The following is a 22,169-nucleotide window of genomic DNA, read 5'->3' as shown; positions in this document are numbered from 1 at the left end:
CAAAAAGTTGGAAATAAATAAGAAAATTAGGCTATTGGTGGAGCCTTGTTAAGAAAAGTATTCTTAACTGTAGAAGTAAAATAACGCTGTTCGTAAGTAGATCGAACAACATCTGTAGGGATTACGATAATACAAGGTACGTTAACCTCTTCTGTATTTAAAAATCCGTCATTTATCTTTTCTGCGGAAATCAGACATAGCTGGCAATCGCCATCATCACCATCGTGACTAAACACATGAACCTCTGCCAACTGCATTAAGCAGAACAAGGCAAGGAATATGGCCGCTATTATCCTTCTTTCTGACTTCATTGTGACAAATAAACAAAAAAAAATGAAAAATATTACATTATTTGCCTATAACAGCTGTTAAAGTCTTGCAAACTCAATAGATTTCTCTATGATTTTCTCTAAATCTTTAGGTAAATCACTGTTTTTGCATGGATGTCTTGCTCCAAACACATGATCTGCTCCTTCTACCAAAAAGAGAGATGCATTAGGATTATATGCATTTATGCTATATGCTTCTTGTACGTGGACTGTAGGATCCTGAGTTCCATGAACAATAAGGTATGGTATTGCGATTTTAGCAGCCGCTTTAGAAATGGTTAAGCGCTCCTCGTGATCAATAAAAGAACTATAAAAATCAAAATAATGTGGCATTTGCTGTTTGGTCCTTCCATTTTCGACATAAAAGACCCCATCTTTTTCCCACTGCTTAAAAGCTTCTCCTTTTGGGAAACGGTTCTTATAATCCGACACCCCAGCCCAGGTAATTAATTTTGTAACTCTTGGGTCTTCTGCTGCCTTAATGACAACTATTCCTCCTCCTCTAGAATGCCCTATAAGCGTAATGTCTTGGGCATTAGTCTTGGACAAAATTTCATTATCTGGATTTGTAATCCAGTCCAATACTGTTTCCAAATCATCCAATTCCTTGATAAATGTATTGTTGGCAAAAGCCTCTAGGTCTGGAAAATCAATAGGTTGCTCAACGGTACCTCCATTATGCGAAAAATTAAACTTCACCAAAACAAATCCAGCATTCGCAAAAGCTTCAGCCATTAGATCCCACGCTCCCCAATCTTTAAAACCTTTGTATCCATGACAAAAAATGATAATCGGTTTATCATTAGGTTTGTTCGTATAGAAGACATCAGTTACAATAGGTTTGCCATGATTACCTTCTAAAACAATATTTTTTTTTCTTGTGATCATAGTTATATTTCTTTTTCGGTAAACGGAATTGTGCTCTCAAAAATCTCGATGATTACTTTTTTCAGTTGTATCAAAAATGTATCCATTACTTCGGCTGTGACTTCGTGATCTACTTTACCTCGTACACTTTGTTTTGTTCCAAATCTCAGAAACCCTTCCTGAAGGTTTTTGAACGAAATTACCCCCGCTTGAAAAGGACTTTCTGCAACATGCATACTTTGCATATACGCATAACTTAGCACCTGAAAAGCTTTGCTGTATTTGTATTCCTCACTAATCAGATCCCAATCCATTAGCACAACATCGTTTCGGGTTACTTTTCCCGTTTTGTAATCAATTACTCGAAGTTTCCCATCTAATTCATCAATACGATCCACCTTACCTTTAATATATACAGGAAAATTAAGTTCTAGTACGTTTAATTCAGTTTTGAGATTGCTTTCTATCGCTACAATTTTGAGTTGACTTCCACTATTGACCAACTTCTCCTCTGACCTTAGGAAATTATAAATATACTTTTTAGCTACTTCAAAAATCAAGAGGTTTTTACCCTGTGTGATATCTAATTCTGAATAAGTTTCTTTAAATTGAATTTGAATCTCTTTGGCTACGTTTTCTTTCATCTGCTTTAGGTGCTCTAAAGTCAAAACAACACCTTCCAGCGGTTTATAAAACACTTCCAAGGTATTGTGAATCACCGTCCCCAAGGTATTGGCGGCGATAGTTTCTTCTACCTCTTGCATTTCCTGAATTCCTAATACATATTTATAATAAAAATCTATTGGATTTCTAATATATGTGGTAAGGGCAGAAGGAGATAAACCATGATTTGAGAGTGCCTTTAGCGAGGCTAAAATCTCTTCGTTCTTATCGATACGCAGTGGATCACTACTCAACTTGGGTACATCAGACGAAACCAGAAGCTGTTCTATATTATGTTTTGGACGTTTATCGATAGCTAATTGGTGCAAAAATCTGCTTTTTTCGCCTCCTCCTACACCTTCAGATTCGGTATTATACAACAAATACACTTTTTTTGCACGTTGGATCAATCGGTAAAAATGGTAGGTGTAAATTGCATCCTTCTCTCTATAAGTAGGTAGATTATAAGCTCTTTTTAAATCATAGGGAATAAAGGAATTTGCACTTTTACCTGCAGGTAAAATTCCTTCATTGACCGAAGTAATAATTACGGTTTCAAAATCCAAACACCTGGATTCCAGCATTCCCATAAACTGTAAACCACTAAATGGTTCTCCCGAGAAATCTAGGTTTTCTGTCAGCAAAATATCTCGATATAAAGAATGTAATCCTGCAATGGTTTTCAAATAATCATAGTCATCTATTAATGCCGACAGCTTATTGAATACAATATGAAATCGATATACATATTCTAATTCTATTTGATGATCTTCTTGCTCTATATGATCCCTGAGTTGGGTAATTAGTATTCGGCAATTTTCTACTGCAACAGCAACATCTTCCCAAGGTTTAAATAATAACTCTAGTAGTTCTTGTTTCTTATCACTACAACCCTCTTTTAATTGTTCTAGGCTAACAAATACCATATTGTTCCTTGAAATGGTTTCTATTAACTTTCTGGATGTTTCTTTCAAAAGTCGAAAGGCTGGAAGGGTACTCAGAATTTGCACTACCGATTTATAGTACAAACCTTTTGTATTCGAGTGTTTATGTAAATCAAACAGTTGCTCAAAAAACCCTGAAATTGGGACCTCTCTAAGCGGGAGTCCCATAGTAATATTTATGGACCTAACCGTATCTGGCAAGACATTAAGCAGCGGCTGCAACAACCCCTCGTCTGCCAATACCAAAGCTGTATTTTCCATTTCCTTTTCTGGGATTGTAGCTACAATTTCTCCCACATACTTTGCCTGACCAACGTGTTTTGGTGCTCCAATAATTTGAATATCCTTTTTGTCAGAAAAATGATCTCCTATCCATCGAAAAGGATGTTTTTGATAGTACTCCCATTGTTCTTTATAGTTTCTTAAAAACAAGGATGCTTCATGATAGGTGTTGTTAAAAAAGAACTCATCTCCATCCCAATACACCTCGGCCATATTTGCTCCCAACAATTCCTGAAAAATAAGCTGCTCAGCATTATTTAATGCGTTAAACCCAACCAAGATATGAGTCCTCTTTTCCTCTTTAATATAGTTTACGATATCTTCTGAGGCCTTTCTATATAGCAATCCCTGATATCCAATTTTTTGAGATAATAATCTATTTTTGAATGCATCGTAGTACTCCTTTAAACTTTCCCAAAATCGAATATAATTTTGTATCAGTTTGGTTTTCTCTTTTTGCAGATACCAATGATTCAAATCTTGAATTCCAGACAAATAAGAGAAGAAGCTTTTATGATCAATACAGTAACGATCTATTTCGTTAAAGTCACTAATTAAGGTTTGTGCCCAATTGCTAAAGGTTTCAAAATCCTCTTTATCCTGCTCTGGAAATGTTTGTAAATAGGATTCATAAAACTCGAATAATGCCTGAATACTATCTATTTGCTGTAATCCTGATAATTTGGATATAAATTCTTCTATACTATAAATTTCCGGGAGTAGGATGGTATGATCTCCAAAAGCATTTACGAGTTCTTTTTTAAGAAAAAGCCCGGCTCTTTTACTAGGGACCAAAAAAATTACGTTACTAATTTCTTTGGGAGAGTAGTTTAAATCTTGTAATACTTCTTGTAAAAAACTTTTCAAATCCTTTTCATTTTACACTACTTATAGCAACGTATGGTATAGTTGTATTAGGATTTAAAAATAAAAAAAACGTCCCGATAACTCGGGACGTTTCTTTATTATTCTTAGGAGACTTTCTTAGTTTTTCACTAAGTTGATCTCTACACGTCTGTTTTTAGCTCTACCAGCTCTAGTACTGTTAGAAGCGATTGGCTTATCTTCACCGTATCCAACAGCAGATAATCTGAACTGATCAACTCCATTTTCTACTAAGAAGTTTTTAACAGCGTTCGCTCTAGAGTCAGATAATCTTTGGTTAAGCTTAGCGCTACCTGCACTATCAGTGTGTCCTTCTACTGTAAACTTAGCAGTAGGGTACTCTTTTAAGATAGCGATGATATCGTTAAGTACTTTTGTAGACTCGTCTTTGATAGTTGACTTACCAGAGTCGAATAATACCTGAGCAGCGTACTGGTTAAGAGTCTTTTGGATCTCTTCAGTTACTTCAGGACATCCATTGTTTGCTACAGTACCTGCAACATCTGGACAGTTATCATCTTTGTCAAGAACACCGTCACCGTCTTTATCTTGGTAAGGACATCCATTGTTTTCAGCAGGACCTGCTTCGTTTGGACAACCGTCTTTTGCGTCAGTGATTCCGTCACCATCAGCATCAGGACATCCGTTTAGGTTAGCAAGACCAGCAACAGTAGGACACTCATCTTTAGGATCAGCGATTCCGTCACCGTCTGTATCAGGACATCCGTTGAATTCCGCAGTACCTGCAGTATCAGGACAGTCATCTTTTGCGTCAGTGATTCCGTCACCATCAGTATCAGGACATCCGTTGAATTCTTCTAAACCTGGTACGTCTGGACACTCATCTTCTTTGTCATATACACCGTCACCGTCCGTATCTTTACCTCCGAAAGCGAAAGTAAGACCAGCAGAGTGTTGGAAGTGAGTAGGAGTTACACCAGTTACCTCGTAGTCTTCGAATACGTGCTTATAAGTTGTTTGAAGATTAAGTGCTAAGTTTTCTGTTAACCAGAAGTTCATTCCAAGAGATCCATTTAGGGTTCCAGCACCTAGCTCGTCAACCCAAGTATAACCTCCACCTACACCTAGGTAAGGATCGAACCAACCTGTGTTCAATACTTTTTGAAGACTGTAGCTAATTCTACCATCTACTGCGTAGTAAGATAAATCATCTACGTCTACAAGAGTTCCATCAGGAAGCTCTCCAGCATTGTCTATTTTATTAACAGACCCAGCCACAGTAAATGTGAAACCGTCTCCTATATATCTACCAACAGATATTTTAGAAACAGAAGGAAGGATATTCCAATGGTCACCAGCATTAAAAAATTCGTCGAAAATTTCCCCCTGGCTGATTAGGTCACCTCCCGTAGGGAAAATATCAACTGCATTGATACCTATAGAAACCGCCCAAGGATTGTCTTCATTTTGTGCATTCGCAGTACTAAGTCCAAGTACAAAAATCGAAGCCACTAAAAATCTGCTAAGATGTTTCATATTCAATAATTTAATTTTTAAGTGTTAATTAGAGCAAATGTAATATGTTAAACATAACTGTCAAAGACAAATCTAATAAAATTTTCATAACAGGCCAGTAAATATAACCGTTTTCAAGGTTTTTACCCTTTTCGTTTTCGATTAATTCACTGTGAAAAAAGTGTGAATTTTAACCTGTTTTGAGAAAAATTATCGTGTTTATCTCGAAAATTACGCTACAAGTATAAGATAAAATTACGTTTTATCCTTAAATTTCTTTTAGTAATTATAAAATAGTGTCCTTATTTATATGTATTTTAAAGTGATTTTTTTATCAAAGTATATTAGAATTTTCTTTTCAATACTATACCCCATTTTTTGCATAATTCCGGCATACTCATCGACTTGTTTGGCATGAGAAATATCATAACTGCCTGTCTTATAATCTATAACCGTAGCATTTCTATTTGAATCTATAACTACTCTATCTGGTCTAAATAATCGTCCTTTATATATAATGTCTCTTTCATTATATATGATATTCCTTTCTGAAAAATATGGAGCTAGTTCTGGATGACGAACTACATTATCTAACTCTACTGATAATATTTCTTTTTCTGAAGTATTAATCTCCCCCTTTATAAAGGCTTCTTGTATCACTCTTTTCACATCATCCTGTACGTATACCGAAGCCATAAGATCATGGATTAAATTCCCTTTTTCTATAGCAGTTTCCTGGATGGTATTCCACAATTTGCTAGAATGTGTCACGATATGAACCTTATAGTTATTTCTTGTGTCACCAAATCGGGTCAATTTAACCACCTTGACTTTGTCCGATGTTTCCTTTGCTATAAGCATAGGTCGCTCTGACATTCCAAATTCATACTCTAGCTGTTCCTTGTTCCAAACTCCTATACTATTTAGATATGAAATTAGCTTTCCTGAAAATTTGTTAGGATTGCTTTCTCCTTTTTGAGTGATTTCTAATTTTGAAATGATATAGAGTTGTTCTTTTGCACGAGTGAGCACTACATATAACAGGTTAAAAGCATCCAACTCTAATTGTGCTCTTCGTTTGGCAACCATTTCCTGAGCTTCTTCAGTATAATCTCCAATGCTTCTGGAATAATCAATAAAGACCTCTTCAAACCCTAAATAGTCATTAGGGCGAACAGGAAACCAAGTTTTGGGTTCTATTTCTCTATAAACATCTACATTGGCATAGGGATAAATAACACAAGGAAACTCTAAACCCTTGGCTTTGTGAATGGTCATAATCTTTATGGCATCTTCTGCTTCTGGAGCTACAATGCTCAACTTGTCTTTTCTCTCATCCCAATACGAAAGGAATCCCATCATATCGCCAACATCCTTTTGGGTATAAGAAAACACTACATCTAGAAAAAATTGAAGGTAGGCCGGAGCAACTGTGCTTAATTTAAAAGAACTAATCAAATACTCTACAGCTTCATACAAAGGTTTTAGAGCTAAAAGATTGGCGTTAAAATCAATTCCTATTGCTTGTAATGCTGTCGTAAAATCTCTCGTTTTCAAGAATATCATTTTCTGCAAGAAGCCATGCTTTTCCTTAACCTGCAAATGTTCCGAAATAAAATGGAGTACGTTAATCTTGGCCAAAAGATTATCGGGTTGCATGTGCCATGTCATCATATTAATAATAAAAGACACTTCTGGAGCATTATTAATGAGCAAGGTTTCTGAAGATATAATAGCAACTCCTTTCTCTGTTAGAAAATCCGCAATAGCAGTTCCTTCTTTCTGCTTTCTTACGATAATACATATCTCGTTGGCCTTGTATCCTTTTTCCAGTAACTCAGCAATCTGCTCATATACCTTTTGAGGATAAATTTCATTTTCTTCGGCGATATTATTTGCTTCAATAAATGAAATGTTTACATACCCCCCCTTTTTGGTATTCACTTCCTGTTTGTTCCCTAGCTCATATAATTTTTGGTGTTTTGGATTACTGAAATCCTTGGCCAATTCAGTAAAAAAGGTATTATTAAAGCGTATCACTTCTTCATGACTACGATAATTCTTGGGCAGGTTGAGCACCTCTTTTTCCTTGACCGAAAAAGGATTATGATCAGCTGATAAATTAATGAATTGCTCTGCCTTTCCTCCTCGCCAACGATAAATAGCTTGTTTCGCATCGCCAACGATGGTAATCTGTCCTTTTTTACCTGAAAGCGTTTCGGCAGACACCGCATTATCTACTAGAGGTATTAGATTATTCCATTGTAACTCTGAAGTATCCTGAAACTCATCTATAAAATAATCCCGATACCGCTCTCCCAAACGTTCATAAATAAAAGGTGCTGGCTGATCCTGAATAGTAGTACTAATAATGGTATTAAATTCTGAAATCAGTAAAATCTTTCGCTCCTTCTTAATATCCATCAACTCTTTATGAATTGCATTCAGCACCGATAACGGAGTTAAATTCTTGATTACATTCTGAAATAAATGGATCTGCTGTAATCGCTTTTTGGTTTCGACAAAAACAGCTTCTATTTCTGGACGAATAGCATCGATACTTTCTTTTTTGCTGCTTTCTAGTTTGGCACCATAAAAAGAAGCACTGTAGATATCCTGTTTCCAGGCTGCCTTAAAGTCAATAGGTTTTTCTTTGTTAGCTATCTTCTGAAAATGAGTAGGTACAGATTTTCTGGTGAAATCTTCAAACCCTAAACCTGAATGGTCAATCGTATTTAGAACCCCAAGAGCTTTAGAACTCACATCATTCTCGATTTGATCAATTCTTTGTATCAACTCTTGTTTTAAAACTTCAAAATCTTTCGTTTTTTTATCTGCAAAAGCAGCGAGATGTTTTCTGTCATTCTCACTAAATAACAACTTTGCTACTTTTCGTAATTCTATACTAACATCCCAACTTTTGTCCTCATCCAGCTTACCCATTGCAAAGTCGATAATGAGCTTAGTTAACTCTTGATCTACCCCTATCTTCGAAATCAATGCATCTACTGCCTCGTCGATTAGCATTTCTGTATCCATTTCGATCTCAAAATTGAGTGGGATACCCAAATCATAAGCAAAGGTTCTAATTACACGATGCGTAAACGTATCTATAGTTACAATATCAAAAGCCGCATAATTATGAAGAATACTTTTTAAGATACGATCTGCCTTTTTCTTTAATTTTCCTTGATCAATCCCGGTTTCAATAACGAGATCATTGACCAAATCCTGATATTTGGCTGGAGTAACTGCTTGACTAATCCCTATTAGATTTTCCAGGACTCTTATTTTCATTTCGGCTACGGCCTTATTCGTAAAGGTAATTGCCAAAATATTCTTGTAGCCATCTTTAAATTCCCCTATTAAAAGTGTAATCAAATACGCCTTTACCAGGGTATACGTTTTTCCTGCACCTGCAGCTGCATTATAGACGGTAAAAGCGGTATGGGAATTCAATTGTTTTTTTATTAAAATATGAATACGACGAAACTTCTTGTACTGATCAAGTCAAATATCAAAAGTTTTACAGAGGAAACCTAGTTATGCTTTTAATTATTTTATAACAAATATTAATTTTTATTCATCGTGCTAATTGTTAAATTTGGTGTCATTTTCACATTTTTATTAATCAAAATAGTAACATATGTCATTCGAATTACCAAAATTAAACTACGCCTTTGATGCGCTAGAACCCCATATAGATGCACGCACCATGGAAATCCATCATGACAAACACCATGCAGGATACACCAACAAACTAAACGCGGCTATCGAAGGGACTGACCTAGAAGGTAAAACCATTGATAATATCTTAATCAATTTAGATATGTCTAACACTGCTGTTAGAAATAATGGTGGTGGTTATTATAATCATAACTTATTCTGGGAAATCATGTCTCCAAACGGAGGAGGAAAGCCTTCTGGTGATTTGGCAGATGCAATCAACGATGCCTTTGGTTCTTTTGAAGCATTTAAAGATGCATTTTCTAAGGCTGCTGGTACTCGATTTGGTTCTGGATGGGCATGGCTATGTGTTCATGAAGGTGGTAAAGTAGAAGTTTGCTCTACACCTAATCAAGATAATCCGTTGATGCCGGGTGTTGGTTGCTCAGGCACTCCTATTTTGGCACTTGATGTTTGGGAACACGCTTACTACTTAAATTATCAAAATCGTCGTCCAGATTACGTTTCTGCATTTTTTAATGTTATCGACTGGAACGAAGTATCAAGCAGATATGCCCAAGGCAAATAACAGCATACTACTTTAAAGAAGAAAACCACGTATTGTACGTGGTTTTTTTATGTTTTATTTTTGTGAGTTTTTCTAAAAATAAAAAAAGGTGGAAGATCCACCTTTTTTTGCCCCAAATCTACCATGAACTTAACCTACTTATGCTATGGCTCTGCTAATATAAGACGGAAATTCATTGTGAAAAAATGTTTTAGATGAAAGGTCAAAATACTTGTTGAACTACACAATTTAACCATTTTTAACAACGATCTTTTTTCAAATTTTAATATGCTCTTTCGTTTTTGCCTTCATAAAAGTTTATGAACGCTTTGTTCACCACCCTGTTTCCTCCTGCTGTGGGGTAATCTCCGGTAAAATACCAGTCACCAAGGTTCTTAGGGCAAGCTACATGTAGATTATCTACTGTCTGATATATGATTCTAACTTCGGCGTTTACCGTGGCATCACTTAATAATTCTGCTATCTTATCGCTAATCTCCTGATCAGTAAACCCAGCATATATTTCCTTTACGAAATTTTGAACTTCTGAATCTTCAAGGTGTTCTTGCGCTTTACATTTATCGTATACTTTTTCTACAAGATCATAATTCCCGTTCTCCTTCAAAAGTGCTAAAGATGCCTGGAAAGCAATTAACCCTTCCAATCTTGCCATATCAATTCCGTAACAATCAGGATAACGAATTTGTGGTGCCGAAGAAACAATCAATATTTTCTTTGGTCCTAATCTATCCATCATTTTAATGATGCTCTTCTTCAGCGTAGTCCCTCTTACGATACTGTCATCAATAATTACCAGATTATCATCAGACTTTACCACTCCATAGGTTACGTCGTATACGTGAGCAACCAAATCATCTCTACTACTATCTTCTGTAATGAAGGTACGAAGTTTGGCATCTTTGATCGCAATTTTCTCTGTTCGTAGACGATGCGATAGAATTTCGGCCAAACGATCATCGGTTAGCGTTTCTTTTTCTGCGAGAATGGTTTCATTTTTTTGCTTATTCAACTCGTCCTGAGCCGCTTCAACCATTCCGTAAAATGAAGTTTCCGCAGTATTCGGAATAAATGAAAAAACGGTGTTTACTGTATCATGATTAATTTCTTCCAAAACCTGTGGCATGATCAATTTCCCAAGTTTCTTTCGCTCCTCATAGATCTCAGCATCACTTCCTCTTGAAAAATAAATCCTTTCGAATGAGCAGGCTTTACGTTCCAAAGGTTCGATAATTTCTTTTACTGAAGTATCCCCATTTTTCTTAACGATAATTGCATTTCCAGGATCCAATTCTACAACCTGATCAAAAGGAACATTAAATACAGTTTGGATTACTGGTCTTTCTGAAGCTACCACTACAACTTCTTCATCCTTATAATAGTACGCCGGCCTAATTCCTGCAGGATCTCTAAGCACAAAAGCATCTCCATGACCAAGCATTCCAGCCATAGCGTATCCTCCATCCCAGTCTCTCGAAGATTTCTTAAGGATCTTTGCTATATTGAGTCGCTCTACAATTTGAGGAGACGCATCAATTTTATTAAATCCTTCCTTCTTCAATTTCTTATATAACTTGGCCACCTCTGAATCCAAAAAATGACCAATCTTTTCCATTACAGTAATCGTATCCACTTTATCCTTTGGATGTTGACCTAGACGAACCAGATTTTTAAAAAGAACATCATTGTTGGTCATATTAAAGTTACCAGCAACAATAAGATTGCGATGCATCCAATTGTTTTGGCGTAAGAAAGGGTGAACACTTTCTACACTATTTTTACCAAAAGTTCCGTAGCGCACATGTCCCAACAAAACTTCTCCTATATAAGGAACGTTCTTTTTTTGCAATTGAACATCATCGGTGTATTCTGGATGTTCTTCTAGCTCTCGGTTAATCCTTTCGTTTATTTGCGAAAAAATATCCTGAATGGGTTGTGGTTTACTGGAGCGAACACGGCTAATGTATCGTTCTCCTGGAGGGGTGTCTAGCTTGACACTGGCAAAACCGGCACCATCCTGGCCTCGGTTATGCTGCTTCTCCATCATCAAGTACATTTTGTTAACGCCATAAAAAGCACTACCATACTTTTCTTTGTAATATTCTAATGGTTTTAGTAATCGGATAAATGCTATCCCACATTCGTGTTTTAATGCATCACTCATTGTATTCCAAAAATTCTAAGTTGTTGTGTTGAGTAAACCATAATTACTTAGGACTAAATCCTTATAATTTGGGGCTTTGTATTTAAGACAATTCTATTTCAAATTGTGTTAATTTTTTAAATTGCTGTAATCTTTGCTGAACTTCTTCTCTATTCAAATTTTCCATACGTTCTGTGCCAAATTTCTCCACACAAAACGAGGCCAAGTTCGAAGCATGAATGATCGCATTCTTCATGTTCTCAAAAGAAATATCTCCAGTTTTGGTCAAATACCCTGCAAAACCTCCTGCAAAGGTATCCCCAGCTCCTGTAGGGTCAAACACTTCTTCTAGTGGAAGTGCTGGCGCAAAAAAGATTTGATCTTTATGAAACAATAATGCTCCATGTTCTCCTTTTTTGATAACCACATAGGCAGGTCCCATTTTTTCAATTACTCTTGCTGCTTTTACCAAGGAGTACTCGCCACTTAATTGTCGAGCTTCTTCATCGTTTATGGTGATGACATCTACTCTGGATATAACTTCTCGTAAACCTTCAATAAAGGCATCTTCCATCCAGAAATTCATGGTGTCCAGAATAGCTAATTTTGGTTTTACAGAAAACTGCTCCAGAACACTAAGCTGTACAGATGGATTCAAATTTCCAAGCACTACAATCTCTGCATCCTTATAATTATCAGGAACTACAGGTTGGAAATCTGCAAGTACATTAAGTTGTGTTTCTAAGGTATCTCTAGAGTTTAGATCGTTGTGATATTTTCCGCTCCAGAAAAAAGTTTTCCCTCCTTTTACAATTTCTATAGCTGAAGTATCAATATTTCTCTCCTCTAATGTTTTGAAGTAATCCTGAGGAAAATCCTCTCCAACCACGGAAACAATCGCCGACGGGATATTAAAATTAGAGGCTGACAAAGCAATATAAGGTGCCGCTCCTCCTAAAATTTTATCAGTTTTTCCGAATGGGGTTTCTATAGCATCAAAAGCAACAGAACCTACAATTAACAATTTGCTCATAAATAGCTTATAATTTTTTTGCAAATATACACTTTCCTTTTCAAGGGATACCTAAAAAAGGAGTCTTCTTGGTTCTGCGTTAAGAATCCATATTTTGAAGCTTGTCTCTAAGCTCCATAAAGGTTCTGAATGGTCCGGTTACCAGTAGCGAGTTTGTGATGAATGGAGGCAATGTCCCTTCTGGGTCGATATACAGTTGTTGTGTTACTTTTACCCCATTTTGATCCTCTTCCAAGAGCCAATAGCCAATTAAATCCTGTATTCTTAGAGTGCTTTTAAGGGTAGGTATTTCGTTGGGAGCAGCATTAATAGAAAGTTTAACTTTATTGGGCGCGATTCGCTCCACACGTATTTTTGATACTACATCTCTGTCTTTGATTGGCCAAGGAAACTCATTTCTCGCATAAAAAATATGTTCGTTATTCTGATTAACTTTTACGAGATGACTTACTCCTTCTTCACAATTTGCGGTATACATAGGAGCATCTAATAACTCCTTTACTACTGCATCAATCGACACCTTTATTTTTGTAACAGCCTTGAATTCTTTGTATTTACTGTTTTCAAAATTTCTTGTCCAGATTTGAATGTTTTTGTCTTTCTTGGCGAGTTTCCACGCGTCCTGAGCAGAGGTTAAAAAAGGCAATAAAAACAGGAGAAGGTAGTATACTTTTTTCATCCTAAATGGCTTTTGATTTGGTTTTTCAGAATATGATACAGCTATTTAGTAGGAAAGTTTTATAAATGATTACTATTTCATGATGTTAAAATGAGTTAAGAAAGTATAATCGACATTGGTGTTTGTACATAATAAATAAAATATCACGATATGTTTTTTTGAAATAAAAGGGCTTTGCAATGTTTTAAAATACAAATTTGAAGCAAAAAACCGTCAAATTGAATAGAGCATGTACGACAGATAATGACCAAAAAGGTTTTATTCCTTTTTTTAACGAAAGAAAATATAAATAGGCAAAATACAATCCGATGCCAAAAGCATACACAAAATAGTAAGCATTAAATATATGAGTAAGTCCAAATGCTAGAGCAGAGCTAAGGATTGCCAATGTCTTATTTTTATTAAAATACAGTGAAATCTTAATGACCCCTATTTGAAAAATTAAAGTTTCTAATAATGGTACTAAAATTACACCTATAATAAAACTTTCGAATATATTTTTGTCCTTCATTACGCTATTGGTTGCGGTTATGTCAAAAATGTATTTTAGCATTCCAATAGGTGTTATGATAACAAGCAAGATCAAAAAAGAAAAAATTATAAATGTGATATTGTCTCTACCTACTAGAAAAAACTCGAATTTTTTAACTTGTTCATTTATTTTTTTGAGCATGAATGAAATTTTGCAACTAACTTTAAAATATGGAAAATAAAAAAAGCAGGGTATGAGAATAAACATGAAAATCCAATCATTAATTGATAGATCATCTGGTTTATCAAAAAATAATACAACCCTAAAACCGCCGTATACTCTATCAGAACTTTAATACAACATATTACAAAAATGCCTTAGCATTGGCTTTGATTTTGAAAGCTACTTTCTTCCAAAATCAGCGGGGATTTCTCCCCATGCTTTGGTTTCCCATTTTACAATTTTGGTAGTGTACCTATTTTCTTTAAGCCATTGGATAGCACGGTCCACCAAATCAAACATTTCTGCATTTTTGGGTGTTCGTTTCAATTTGGTTTTACACGTTTTTTGTTTGACCCAACCGATGGCAATTTTAGAGTCTGAATAGATGATACGGTCGCTATTTTTCTTTTTTAGATAGGCCAGTCCGTGAACAAGAGCCAGAAACTCACCTATATTGTTGGTACCTTGCGGAAAAGGCCCCTGATGAAAAAGCTGTTTTTCGGTTTGTGTATCCACTCCTCGGTATTCCATTTTTCCAGGATTACCACTTGAGGCGGCGTCTACAGCGATAGAATATAGATTGGGCTCTCCTATTTTTGCAAGCTCCTGTGGAGATAAGGTTTTTTTAGGCTTGCTTTTACCTTTATAATCTTCATAGTCTCCATTGTATGCCTTTTTTGCAACATCGAATGACTCAAAAGATTTATATTTTGCATTGGCGTACCCCTTTACCGCGGCTTTACAATCATCCCATTTGGTATAAATCCCAGGGCGATGACCTTCCCAAACCACATAAAACTTTTCCTTTTTAGCCATTTGTATCCAAAAAATTGATTTGTACTATATACTATTTGTTCTGAAGAAACAGTTATTCTTCATTCAGAGCTAACACCTTTTCTATAACGACAGGGAAATGTTTATATTCTAATTGATGAATGGCATTGGCCACATCTTCTGGAGTGTCCTCTTCTGTGATCGCTGTTTTTGCCTGAAAGATAATGGCGCCTTCATCGTAGTGCTCGTTTACATAATGAATAGTAATTCCACTTTCTTTTTCTTGATTTCTTACTACTGCTTCATGTACATGGTGACCATACATTCCTTTTCCTCCATATTTTGGAAGCAACGCTGGATGAATATTGATCACCTGATCCGGAAATACGTCGATAATCTTCTTTGGGAAAATCCATAGAAATCCTGCTAGTACGATGAGATCTGGTTGCGCATCTTTTAAAATATTGAGTACTTCGTTGGTATCATAAAACGAGGCTCTATCAAAGTGCAATGCCTTTACTTTTAGGTCATGAGCTCGACGTAAAACTTTGGCACGCTGGTTGTTAGAGAACACATGTGTGACCTCGGCAGTTTTTAACTTTTGAAAATATTTGATGATGTTTTCGGCATTGGTACCAGAGCCCGAAGCAAAAATTATAATACGCTTCATAAGTCCTAAAGTTGTTGATTAATAAAGCACAAAAAAAACAATTATTATTAACATAATAGGCGGCAAAACCTAATAGTTTCCCTATATTTGATAAAAAGGCAAATACATTTTTACGGGATTATGGGGTTTTAAAATAAAGTTTTTTATTTTTGCCTCCTAAATTAAAAATTAAAATTAAACATTATGTCAGACATTGCATCAAGAGTAAAAGCGATAATCGTTGACAAATTAGGTGTAGACGAAAATGAGGTAGTTAATGAAGCTAGCTTCACAAACGACCTAGGCGCAGATTCGCTAGACACTGTAGAATTGATTATGGAATTCGAAAAAGAATTCGATATTCAAATTCCAGATGATCAAGCAGAAAATATTGCTACCGTTGGACAAGCAATATCTTATATCGAAGACGCAAAGTAATAACTTCACAACAGAGTATGAGTCTTAAGCGAGTTGTAGTCACTGGACTTGGTGCATTGACACCAATCGGTAACAATATTGAATCATATTGGGAGGGGTTAGTAAACGGGAAAAGCGGTTGCGCCCCTATTACTTATTTCGACACCGAAAATTTCAAGACTAAATTTGCTTGCGAAGTCAAGGACTACAATCCCACAGATTTTTTTGACAGAAAACAAGTTCGCAAACTGGATAAATTTGCGCAGTATGCTATAGTTTCTTCTGAAGAAGCAATTAAAGATGCTGCTATTGATCTGGAAAAGGTTGACAAATTTAGAGTTGGTGTAATTTGGGGTGCCGGAATTGGAGGTTTAGAGACTTTTCAGGAAGAAGTAATTGGCTACGCCAATGGAAACGGGACTCCCCGTTTTAATCCTTTCTTTATTCCTAAAATGATCGCCGACATTGCTCCTGGTCATATTTCTATTCGAAATGGTTTTATGGGACCTAACTATACCACAGTTTCTGCCTGTGCTTCGTCCGCAAACGCAATGATCGATGCCTTAAACTATATTCGTTTAGGACATTGTGATATTATTGTTACTGGAGGAAGTGAAGCTGCAGTTACCATTGCTGGTATGGGTGGTTTTAATGCAATGCATGCGTTATCAACAAGAAACGAAAGTCCTGAAACTGCTTCAAGGCCATTCGACGCTACCAGAGATGGTTTTGTTCTTGGCGAAGGAGCTGGAGCTTTAATTCTTGAAGAATACGAACACGCCAAAGCACGAGGTGCAAAAATCTATGCCGAAATCGTTGGAGGTGGAATGTCTAGTGATGCTTATCACATGACCGCTCCTCATCCTGACGGAATTGGAGTAGAGCGTGTAATGCTAAATTGTTTGAGAGATGCTGGTGTCTCTCCAGAAGAAGTAGATGCTATAAATACGCATGGTACATCAACTCCATTAGGAGATGTAGCAGAGTTAAAAGCAATTACTAAGGTATTTGGAGAACATGCATCAAACATCAATATCAACTCAACAAAATCTATGACAGGTCATCTACTTGGTGCTGCAGGTGCTATAGAAGCTATTGCCTCTATACTTGCTATGAAAAATAGTATTGTACCTCCTACCATCAATCATTCTACAGTAGATGAGAACATAGATCCAAGTTTGAACTTGACCTTGAACAAGTCGCAAAAACGTGACATTACGTATGCAATGAGCAATACATTTGGCTTCGGAGGTCATAATGCATGTGTGTTATTTAAGAAATTAGACGAATAATAGCATGAATGTTATTCGAAACATATTAAGTTCCCGATCTGAAAAGAACGGGAATTTTTTTGTTAGAATCCAAAAGATACTTGGATTCAAACCTAAAAATATTGAGCCTTACGAAAAGGCTTTCACCCATAGATCTCTAAATCTAAAAGATAAACAAGGGAATGCCATCAACTATGAAAGGCTGGAATTCTTGGGTGATGCAATGTTGAGTAGCGTAATCGCTGCACATCTTTTTAAAGAAGTTCCTGAAGGAAACGAGGGATATCTTACCAAAATGAGAGCAAAAGTGGTAAGTAGAAAACACTTAAACGAATTAGGGAAAGACCTAAAACTCATTGAGCTGGTAAGAACCAATATCCCTAAAACACAATTCGGAATCAATATCCACGGAAATCTTTTTGAAGCGCTTATTGGTGCTATTTATTTGGACAGAGGGTTCCTGTATTGTGAACGATTTATCAAAGAAGCCGTTATAGACCCTTATGTAGATATTGAAAGTCTCGAAGGGCAGGTAATCAGCTACAAAAGTTTGCTGATAGAATGGTGTCAAAAAGAAAAAAATGCCTTCAATTACGAAATCTACGAAGACACAGGTCGTGATGAGATGAAGCATTTTGCAGTCAAATTGTGGATCGATGAAAAAGTAGTGGCCAAAGCACGGGCCACTTCAAAAAAGAAAGCTGAAGAAAAAGCTTCAAAAAGAGCATATTTTGCATTACAAAGTAAAATAAGCCCAAGATAAATGTAACAATACCATACTTTTAAGTCGTTTATTATGAACGATTCCTAATCAAAAACAGATTTTTTTATAAAAGATACTAACTCAATCGTTTTCGTATAATAACTTTAGATTTAATTAAAGTTCCTGCTTAAAATTATTTGTATATTTCGCGTTAATTCTGATAAAAAAAGTAAATAAAAGTGGCTGTTCAGCGGTTAGTATTGGATGCAATTACCGACGATGAGTATGAACTGATTGCCATTCACTGTTCATTAGCTTCATATCGTTTAGCATTTTTATTAAATAAGCATTTGGGGTTACAGTTATTCAGAAAAGAAGAAGATGTCAATTTTGAATATGACAATCTGGTAGCCAGTTTTCCTATTTATCAATATGAAGATCATTTTAAATACAATACATATCATCTGTTTGCAAATCAATTCCGAACGAATATAGTTTCACAAAACCCTGCCAATACAGGACTTTTTGAGACTGCTGAAGAGACCTATGTAACGAAGTATTTAATACCAGAATTGAAAAATGTAGATTATTTTCTAAAAATAGAAACAGAGGCGACTACATTTTTGAGTAAACCCATGCTATCAGATATGCTAGGTATATCACAAATTGTTACCGCATATCCAGTAGAACATAAAGAACTTAAATCAAAAAACAACTTAATATTTGAGTAATGCCAAAACGTAAAAGAACCAAAATAGTTGCTACCCTGGGTCCTGCTACTAGCACAAAGCAAATTCTTAAGAAAATGCTTGATGCTGGTGTAAATGTATTCAGGATCAATTTTTCGCATGCCAACTATGATGATGTAAAAGAAAAAATAAAAATCATCCGTGAACTTAGTGACACGCATAACTATACCCCATCAATATTAGCAGATTTACAAGGCCCTAAATTGAGGGTTGGTGTCATGAAGGGGGATATTATAGTAAATAAAGGAGATACTATAAATTTTGTAACAGGAAAACCTTTTGAAGGTACTTCAGAAAAGGTTTTTATGAATTACGAGAATTTCCCGAGGGATGTAAAAAAAGGAGAACGAATCTTATTAGACGACGGGAAACTGATTTTTGAAGTGGTTTCTTCTAATAGTAAGGATACCGTTACTGCCAAAGTTATTCAAGGAGGACCTTTAAAATCCAAAAAAGGAGTCAATCTACCTAATACTAATATTTCTTTACCAGCACTAACAGAAAAAGACATCAACGATGCCATTTTTGCTTGCCAGCAAGAAGTGGACTGGATTGCTTTATCCTTTGTAAGACATGCGCAGGACTTGATGGAACTTCAGGACTTAATAAAGGAGCATAGCGAACATAAGATCCCGATTGTTGCCAAAATAGAGAAACCAGAAGGTGTAGAAAATATAGATAAAATTGTAGCTTATTGTGATGGTCTCATGGTAGCCAGAGGAGATCTTGGTGTAGAGATTCCTGCACAAGAAGTTCCTTTGATACAGAAAAAACTGGTGTTGAAGGCAAAGACGGCTAGAATACCTGTAATTATTGCCACACAAATGATGGAGACCATGATCGATAGCCTTACTCCTACAAGAGCAGAGGTGAACGATGTCGCGAACTCAGTAATGGATGGAGCAGATGCAGTGATGTTATCTGGTGAAACCTCGGTTGGGAAGTATCCTGTTCAGGTTATAGAAACTATGTCTAAGGTGATTAAAAGTGTTGAAAAATCAGAGTTAATTACTGTACCTCAAAAACCACCTCATATCAGAACCAATAGATTTATTACCAAATCCATTTGTTATCATGCTGCGACAATGGCCAATGAAATTGAAGCAAAAGCGATTTGTACATTGACCAATAGTGGATATACTGCTTTTCAGATTTCTGCCTGGAGACCTGATGCACATATTTTGGTGTTTACTAGTAATAAGCGAATTCTATCTCAATTAAGTTTACTTTGGGGAGTAAAAGCTTTTTTCTATGATAAATTTGTTAGTACAGATGAGACCGTAGAAGATATCAATAAAATGGCTGAAGAACGCGGATTTGTGCAATCTGGAGATATGCTAATCAATCTGGCAGCTATGCCTATTACCTCAAAAGGAATGGTGAATACGTTGAGAGTATCTCAGATCTAAAAAATACAATTTTCACAAAATAGCTAGGCCTCATAAAAGAGGCCTTTTTTTATGATGCCGGATTCAAAAAAATAGATTCAAGATCATGTATTGTTACGGGTTTGATCAAATAATCTTTCACCGTATTCGATTGTTTGGCTCTTTCAATATCCACAGGATTTATTGATGAGCTCACAATGTATAAAGTAATGGTTTTTCCTAATTTGTTTTCTATCTTGGTAAAGTTCTCCAGAAATTCCCATCCGTCCATAATTGGCATATTCAGGTCCAGGAAAATAATTTCAGGAATACATTTCTTCTCGAGGTTGTTGAGTAACGCTTCAAAATACTCCAGGGCTTCCATCCCGTTTTGAAATATCATAAGATTCTTACACAGTTTTTTGGCTTCGACAATCCGTTTTACCAGATTGACGTACATGTTGTCGTCATCTATAATACAAGCTAATCCTATTTGGCTCATAATAATGGGGTGTTAGTTTTAAAATTCGATCAAAAAAGTGGTTCCTTTATCTACTTCGCTTTCTACAGATATACTTCCGTCTAACGATTCTATTTGATTTTTGGTTAAGAACAAGCCTATACCAACAGCATCCTTATTGTAATGAAAGGTTTTGTACATCCCGAATATTTTATCTTTAAAAAGTTTCATATCGATACCTCTACCATTATCTGATACTTTTAAATAGTTCGAACCCTCTTCTTCGTATGCTTTTATGGCTATGATAGGGTCTCGGTCAGGGTGTTTATATTTTATCGCATTTGTTATTAGATTTAACAAGATACTCTCAAGGTATGCAGGTATATAACTAATCTCATTGAGTCTGGTAAAGTCGGTAATAATCTGAGTATTGCTTAAAGAGATCATTTGACCTATACCATTGGTCACAATGTTCAATGCATCCTGAAACTTTACTATTTTCTTTTCCTGATCTTTGTTGGTATGGATTGCAACAATTTCATTAAGGTGTTCTATGGTGGTATTTAGACTTGAGGAGATTTCCTTGATTTCATTAATCAATCCTATTTTCTCGTCCGGGTTTTCTACATCTTCAATCAATTGAACGAGTAATGACAAATTACTGGTATGAGATCTTAAATTATGAGATACAATATGAGCAAAATTAAAAAGCCTAGAATTTTGCGAAGCAATAATCTCCAGAGATCGCTCCAATCTCAATTCTTTACTTTTCACCTCATCGATATCTTGAAACACCCCTCGAATACCAATAATTTCTTTACTCTCGTTATAAACAGGTTTTCCTATAGCCTTTACCCAAAAAATTCGACCGTTGGCCGTGACCATTTTAATTTCAGTATTAAAAGGTGTTCCAGCCATTGCACAATTAAAAAATAGATCTGCAGCTTGTTGTCTACAATCTTCGGTATAATAACTGGCAGAATCTTTTAAAGAAGGAATATAATCATCTGGATATTCTAATATACGTCTTGTTTCAAAATCCCAATAGCTCTTTCTATTATGAAAATCTACATACCAACTCCCTGTAGCGGTCATCTGGGCCGTTTCTTTGTAGTAGAAATTATCTTTCGAAATATCCTGTTCAGGTTCCAGTTTTATTTCAATGAAGAAAATCAGTAGCACCTCGGATTTGATGTTTACTGGTAATTCCTGATTGGTAGCGCATCTAAACAACTTATAGCTTCCGTCTTTGGTGAGGATCTTAATATGCTGCTTAAAATCAATGCTATTTTTTCTATAATTGAGAAAGTTATCTCGAAAGAGATCGATATCTTCTTTATGAATTAAATGGCTAAGGAAATAATCAATATTTTCTTCTACTTCGACTCTTTGAAAACCAATATTTGTGTAGAACTTTTCTGACCAAATTTCACGATCGGGATCTACATATAACTCCCAATACCCCGCATTAAGGTCTTGAATAACATTGTTAAAAAGTTCATTTTGAAGCATTAAGAAATTCTTGATAGCAA

At 35.8% G+C, this 22,169-nt stretch carries 19 protein-coding genes; 6 read left to right on the top strand and 13 right to left on the bottom strand.

The features are described 5' to 3' along the window. Positions 1–26: 26 nt before the first annotated feature. The 5 genes from BUE24_RS11285 to BUE24_RS11265 all read right to left on the bottom strand — a co-directional run bounded on the left by BUE24_RS11285 (position 27) and on the right by BUE24_RS11265 (position 8,905). On the bottom strand, positions 27–311 hold the full coding sequence (locus BUE24_RS11285; protein WP_073316117.1) for a hypothetical protein: 285 nt from the start codon (positions 309–311) through the stop codon (positions 27–29). 57 nt (positions 312–368) lie between these two features. Further along, positions 369–1,217 (bottom strand): alpha/beta hydrolase family protein, encoded by an 849-nt coding sequence (locus BUE24_RS11280; protein ID WP_073316116.1) that lies wholly within the window; start codon positions 1,215–1,217, stop codon positions 369–371. A 2-nt stretch (positions 1,218–1,219) separates the two neighbouring features. Further along, complete coding sequence (locus BUE24_RS11275; RefSeq protein WP_073316115.1) at positions 1,220–3,952, bottom strand: PD-(D/E)XK nuclease family protein; 2,733 nt, start codon at positions 3,950–3,952, stop codon at positions 1,220–1,222. A 117-nt stretch (positions 3,953–4,069) separates the two neighbouring features. Further along, entirely contained in the window at positions 4,070–5,467 is a 1,398-nt protein-coding gene (locus BUE24_RS11270) for an OmpA family protein (RefSeq protein ID WP_073316114.1), read from the bottom strand. A gap of 285 nt (positions 5,468–5,752) precedes the next feature. Then, a complete protein-coding gene (locus BUE24_RS11265; RefSeq protein WP_073316113.1) occupies positions 5,753–8,905 on the bottom strand; it encodes a UvrD-helicase domain-containing protein in 3,153 nt (1,050 codons plus the stop codon). Positions 8,906–9,092: 187 nt separating this feature from the next. Here BUE24_RS11265 and BUE24_RS11260 point away from each other — a divergent pair, with 187 nt between their 5' ends. Beyond that, positions 9,093–9,701, top strand: coding sequence for a superoxide dismutase (locus BUE24_RS11260; RefSeq protein ID WP_073316112.1), 609 nt, complete (start codon positions 9,093–9,095; stop codon positions 9,699–9,701). 262 nt (positions 9,702–9,963) lie between these two features. Here BUE24_RS11260 and BUE24_RS11255 read toward each other — a convergent pair whose 3' ends face one another. From BUE24_RS11255 to purN, 6 genes are all read right to left on the bottom strand, one after another. Further along, positions 9,964–11,862 (bottom strand): amidophosphoribosyltransferase, encoded by a 1,899-nt coding sequence (locus BUE24_RS11255; protein WP_073316111.1) that lies wholly within the window; start codon positions 11,860–11,862, stop codon positions 9,964–9,966. Positions 11,863–11,944: 82 nt separating this feature from the next. Continuing rightward, entirely contained in the window at positions 11,945–12,874 is a 930-nt protein-coding gene (locus BUE24_RS11250) for a PfkB family carbohydrate kinase (protein WP_073316110.1), read from the bottom strand. A 79-nt stretch (positions 12,875–12,953) separates the two neighbouring features. Continuing rightward, positions 12,954–13,553 carry an START domain-containing protein gene (locus tag BUE24_RS11245; RefSeq protein ID WP_073316109.1) on the bottom strand — a complete coding sequence of 200 codons (600 nt, stop codon included), beginning with the start codon at positions 13,551–13,553 and terminating at the stop codon, positions 12,954–12,956. A gap of 184 nt (positions 13,554–13,737) precedes the next feature. After that, entirely contained in the window at positions 13,738–14,226 is a 489-nt protein-coding gene (locus BUE24_RS11240) for a CPBP family intramembrane glutamic endopeptidase (RefSeq protein ID WP_073316108.1), read from the bottom strand. A 201-nt stretch (positions 14,227–14,427) separates the two neighbouring features. Next, complete coding sequence (locus tag BUE24_RS11235; protein ID WP_073316107.1) at positions 14,428–15,063, bottom strand: ribonuclease H1 domain-containing protein; 636 nt, start codon at positions 15,061–15,063, stop codon at positions 14,428–14,430. Positions 15,064–15,115: 52 nt separating this feature from the next. Further along, on the bottom strand, positions 15,116–15,691 hold the full coding sequence (gene purN, locus BUE24_RS11230) for a phosphoribosylglycinamide formyltransferase (protein WP_073316106.1): 576 nt from the start codon (positions 15,689–15,691) through the stop codon (positions 15,116–15,118). 183 nt (positions 15,692–15,874) lie between these two features. On the opposite strand from purN, the gene BUE24_RS11225 reads away from it, so the two are divergent. The 5 genes from BUE24_RS11225 to pyk all read left to right on the top strand — a co-directional run bounded on the left by BUE24_RS11225 (position 15,875) and on the right by pyk (position 20,219). After that, positions 15,875–16,108, top strand: coding sequence for an acyl carrier protein (locus BUE24_RS11225; protein ID WP_024768509.1), 234 nt, complete (start codon positions 15,875–15,877; stop codon positions 16,106–16,108). Positions 16,109–16,125: 17 nt separating this feature from the next. Next, positions 16,126–17,379, top strand: coding sequence for a beta-ketoacyl-ACP synthase II (gene fabF, locus BUE24_RS11220; protein WP_073316105.1), 1,254 nt, complete (start codon positions 16,126–16,128; stop codon positions 17,377–17,379). A 4-nt stretch (positions 17,380–17,383) separates the two neighbouring features. Next, positions 17,384–18,121, top strand: a complete 738-nt coding sequence (gene rnc / locus BUE24_RS11215) for a ribonuclease III (protein WP_073316104.1) — start codon at positions 17,384–17,386, stop codon at positions 18,119–18,121. Between the two features lie 179 nt (positions 18,122–18,300). After that, on the top strand, positions 18,301–18,792 hold the full coding sequence (locus tag BUE24_RS11210) for an IPExxxVDY family protein (RefSeq protein ID WP_073316103.1): 492 nt from the start codon (positions 18,301–18,303) through the stop codon (positions 18,790–18,792). Beyond that, positions 18,792–20,219: a pyruvate kinase gene (pyk, locus tag BUE24_RS11205; protein ID WP_073316102.1), complete on the top strand. Its 1,428-nt coding sequence runs from the start codon at positions 18,792–18,794 to the stop codon at positions 20,217–20,219. Before BUE24_RS11210 ends, pyk begins: the two co-directional genes overlap by 1 nt. Before the next feature lie 49 nt (positions 20,220–20,268). On the opposite strand, the gene BUE24_RS11200 is transcribed toward pyk, so the two are convergent. Together BUE24_RS11200 and BUE24_RS11195 are read right to left on the bottom strand one after the other, a co-directional pair. Beyond that, complete coding sequence (locus BUE24_RS11200) at positions 20,269–20,679, bottom strand: response regulator (RefSeq protein WP_073316101.1); 411 nt, start codon at positions 20,677–20,679, stop codon at positions 20,269–20,271. A gap of 18 nt (positions 20,680–20,697) precedes the next feature. Further along, positions 20,698–22,149, bottom strand: a complete 1,452-nt coding sequence (locus BUE24_RS11195) for a sensor histidine kinase (RefSeq protein ID WP_073316100.1) — start codon at positions 22,147–22,149, stop codon at positions 20,698–20,700. Positions 22,150–22,169 lie beyond the last annotated feature (20 nt).

It is taken from the genome of Aquimarina spongiae (genome assembly GCF_900141785.1).
Taxonomy (GTDB): Bacteria; Bacteroidota; Bacteroidia; order Flavobacteriales; family Flavobacteriaceae; genus Aquimarina; species Aquimarina spongiae.
The sequence above is the reverse complement of the archived record's forward strand: the minus strand, read 5'-3'. Positions and strand labels throughout refer to the sequence as shown.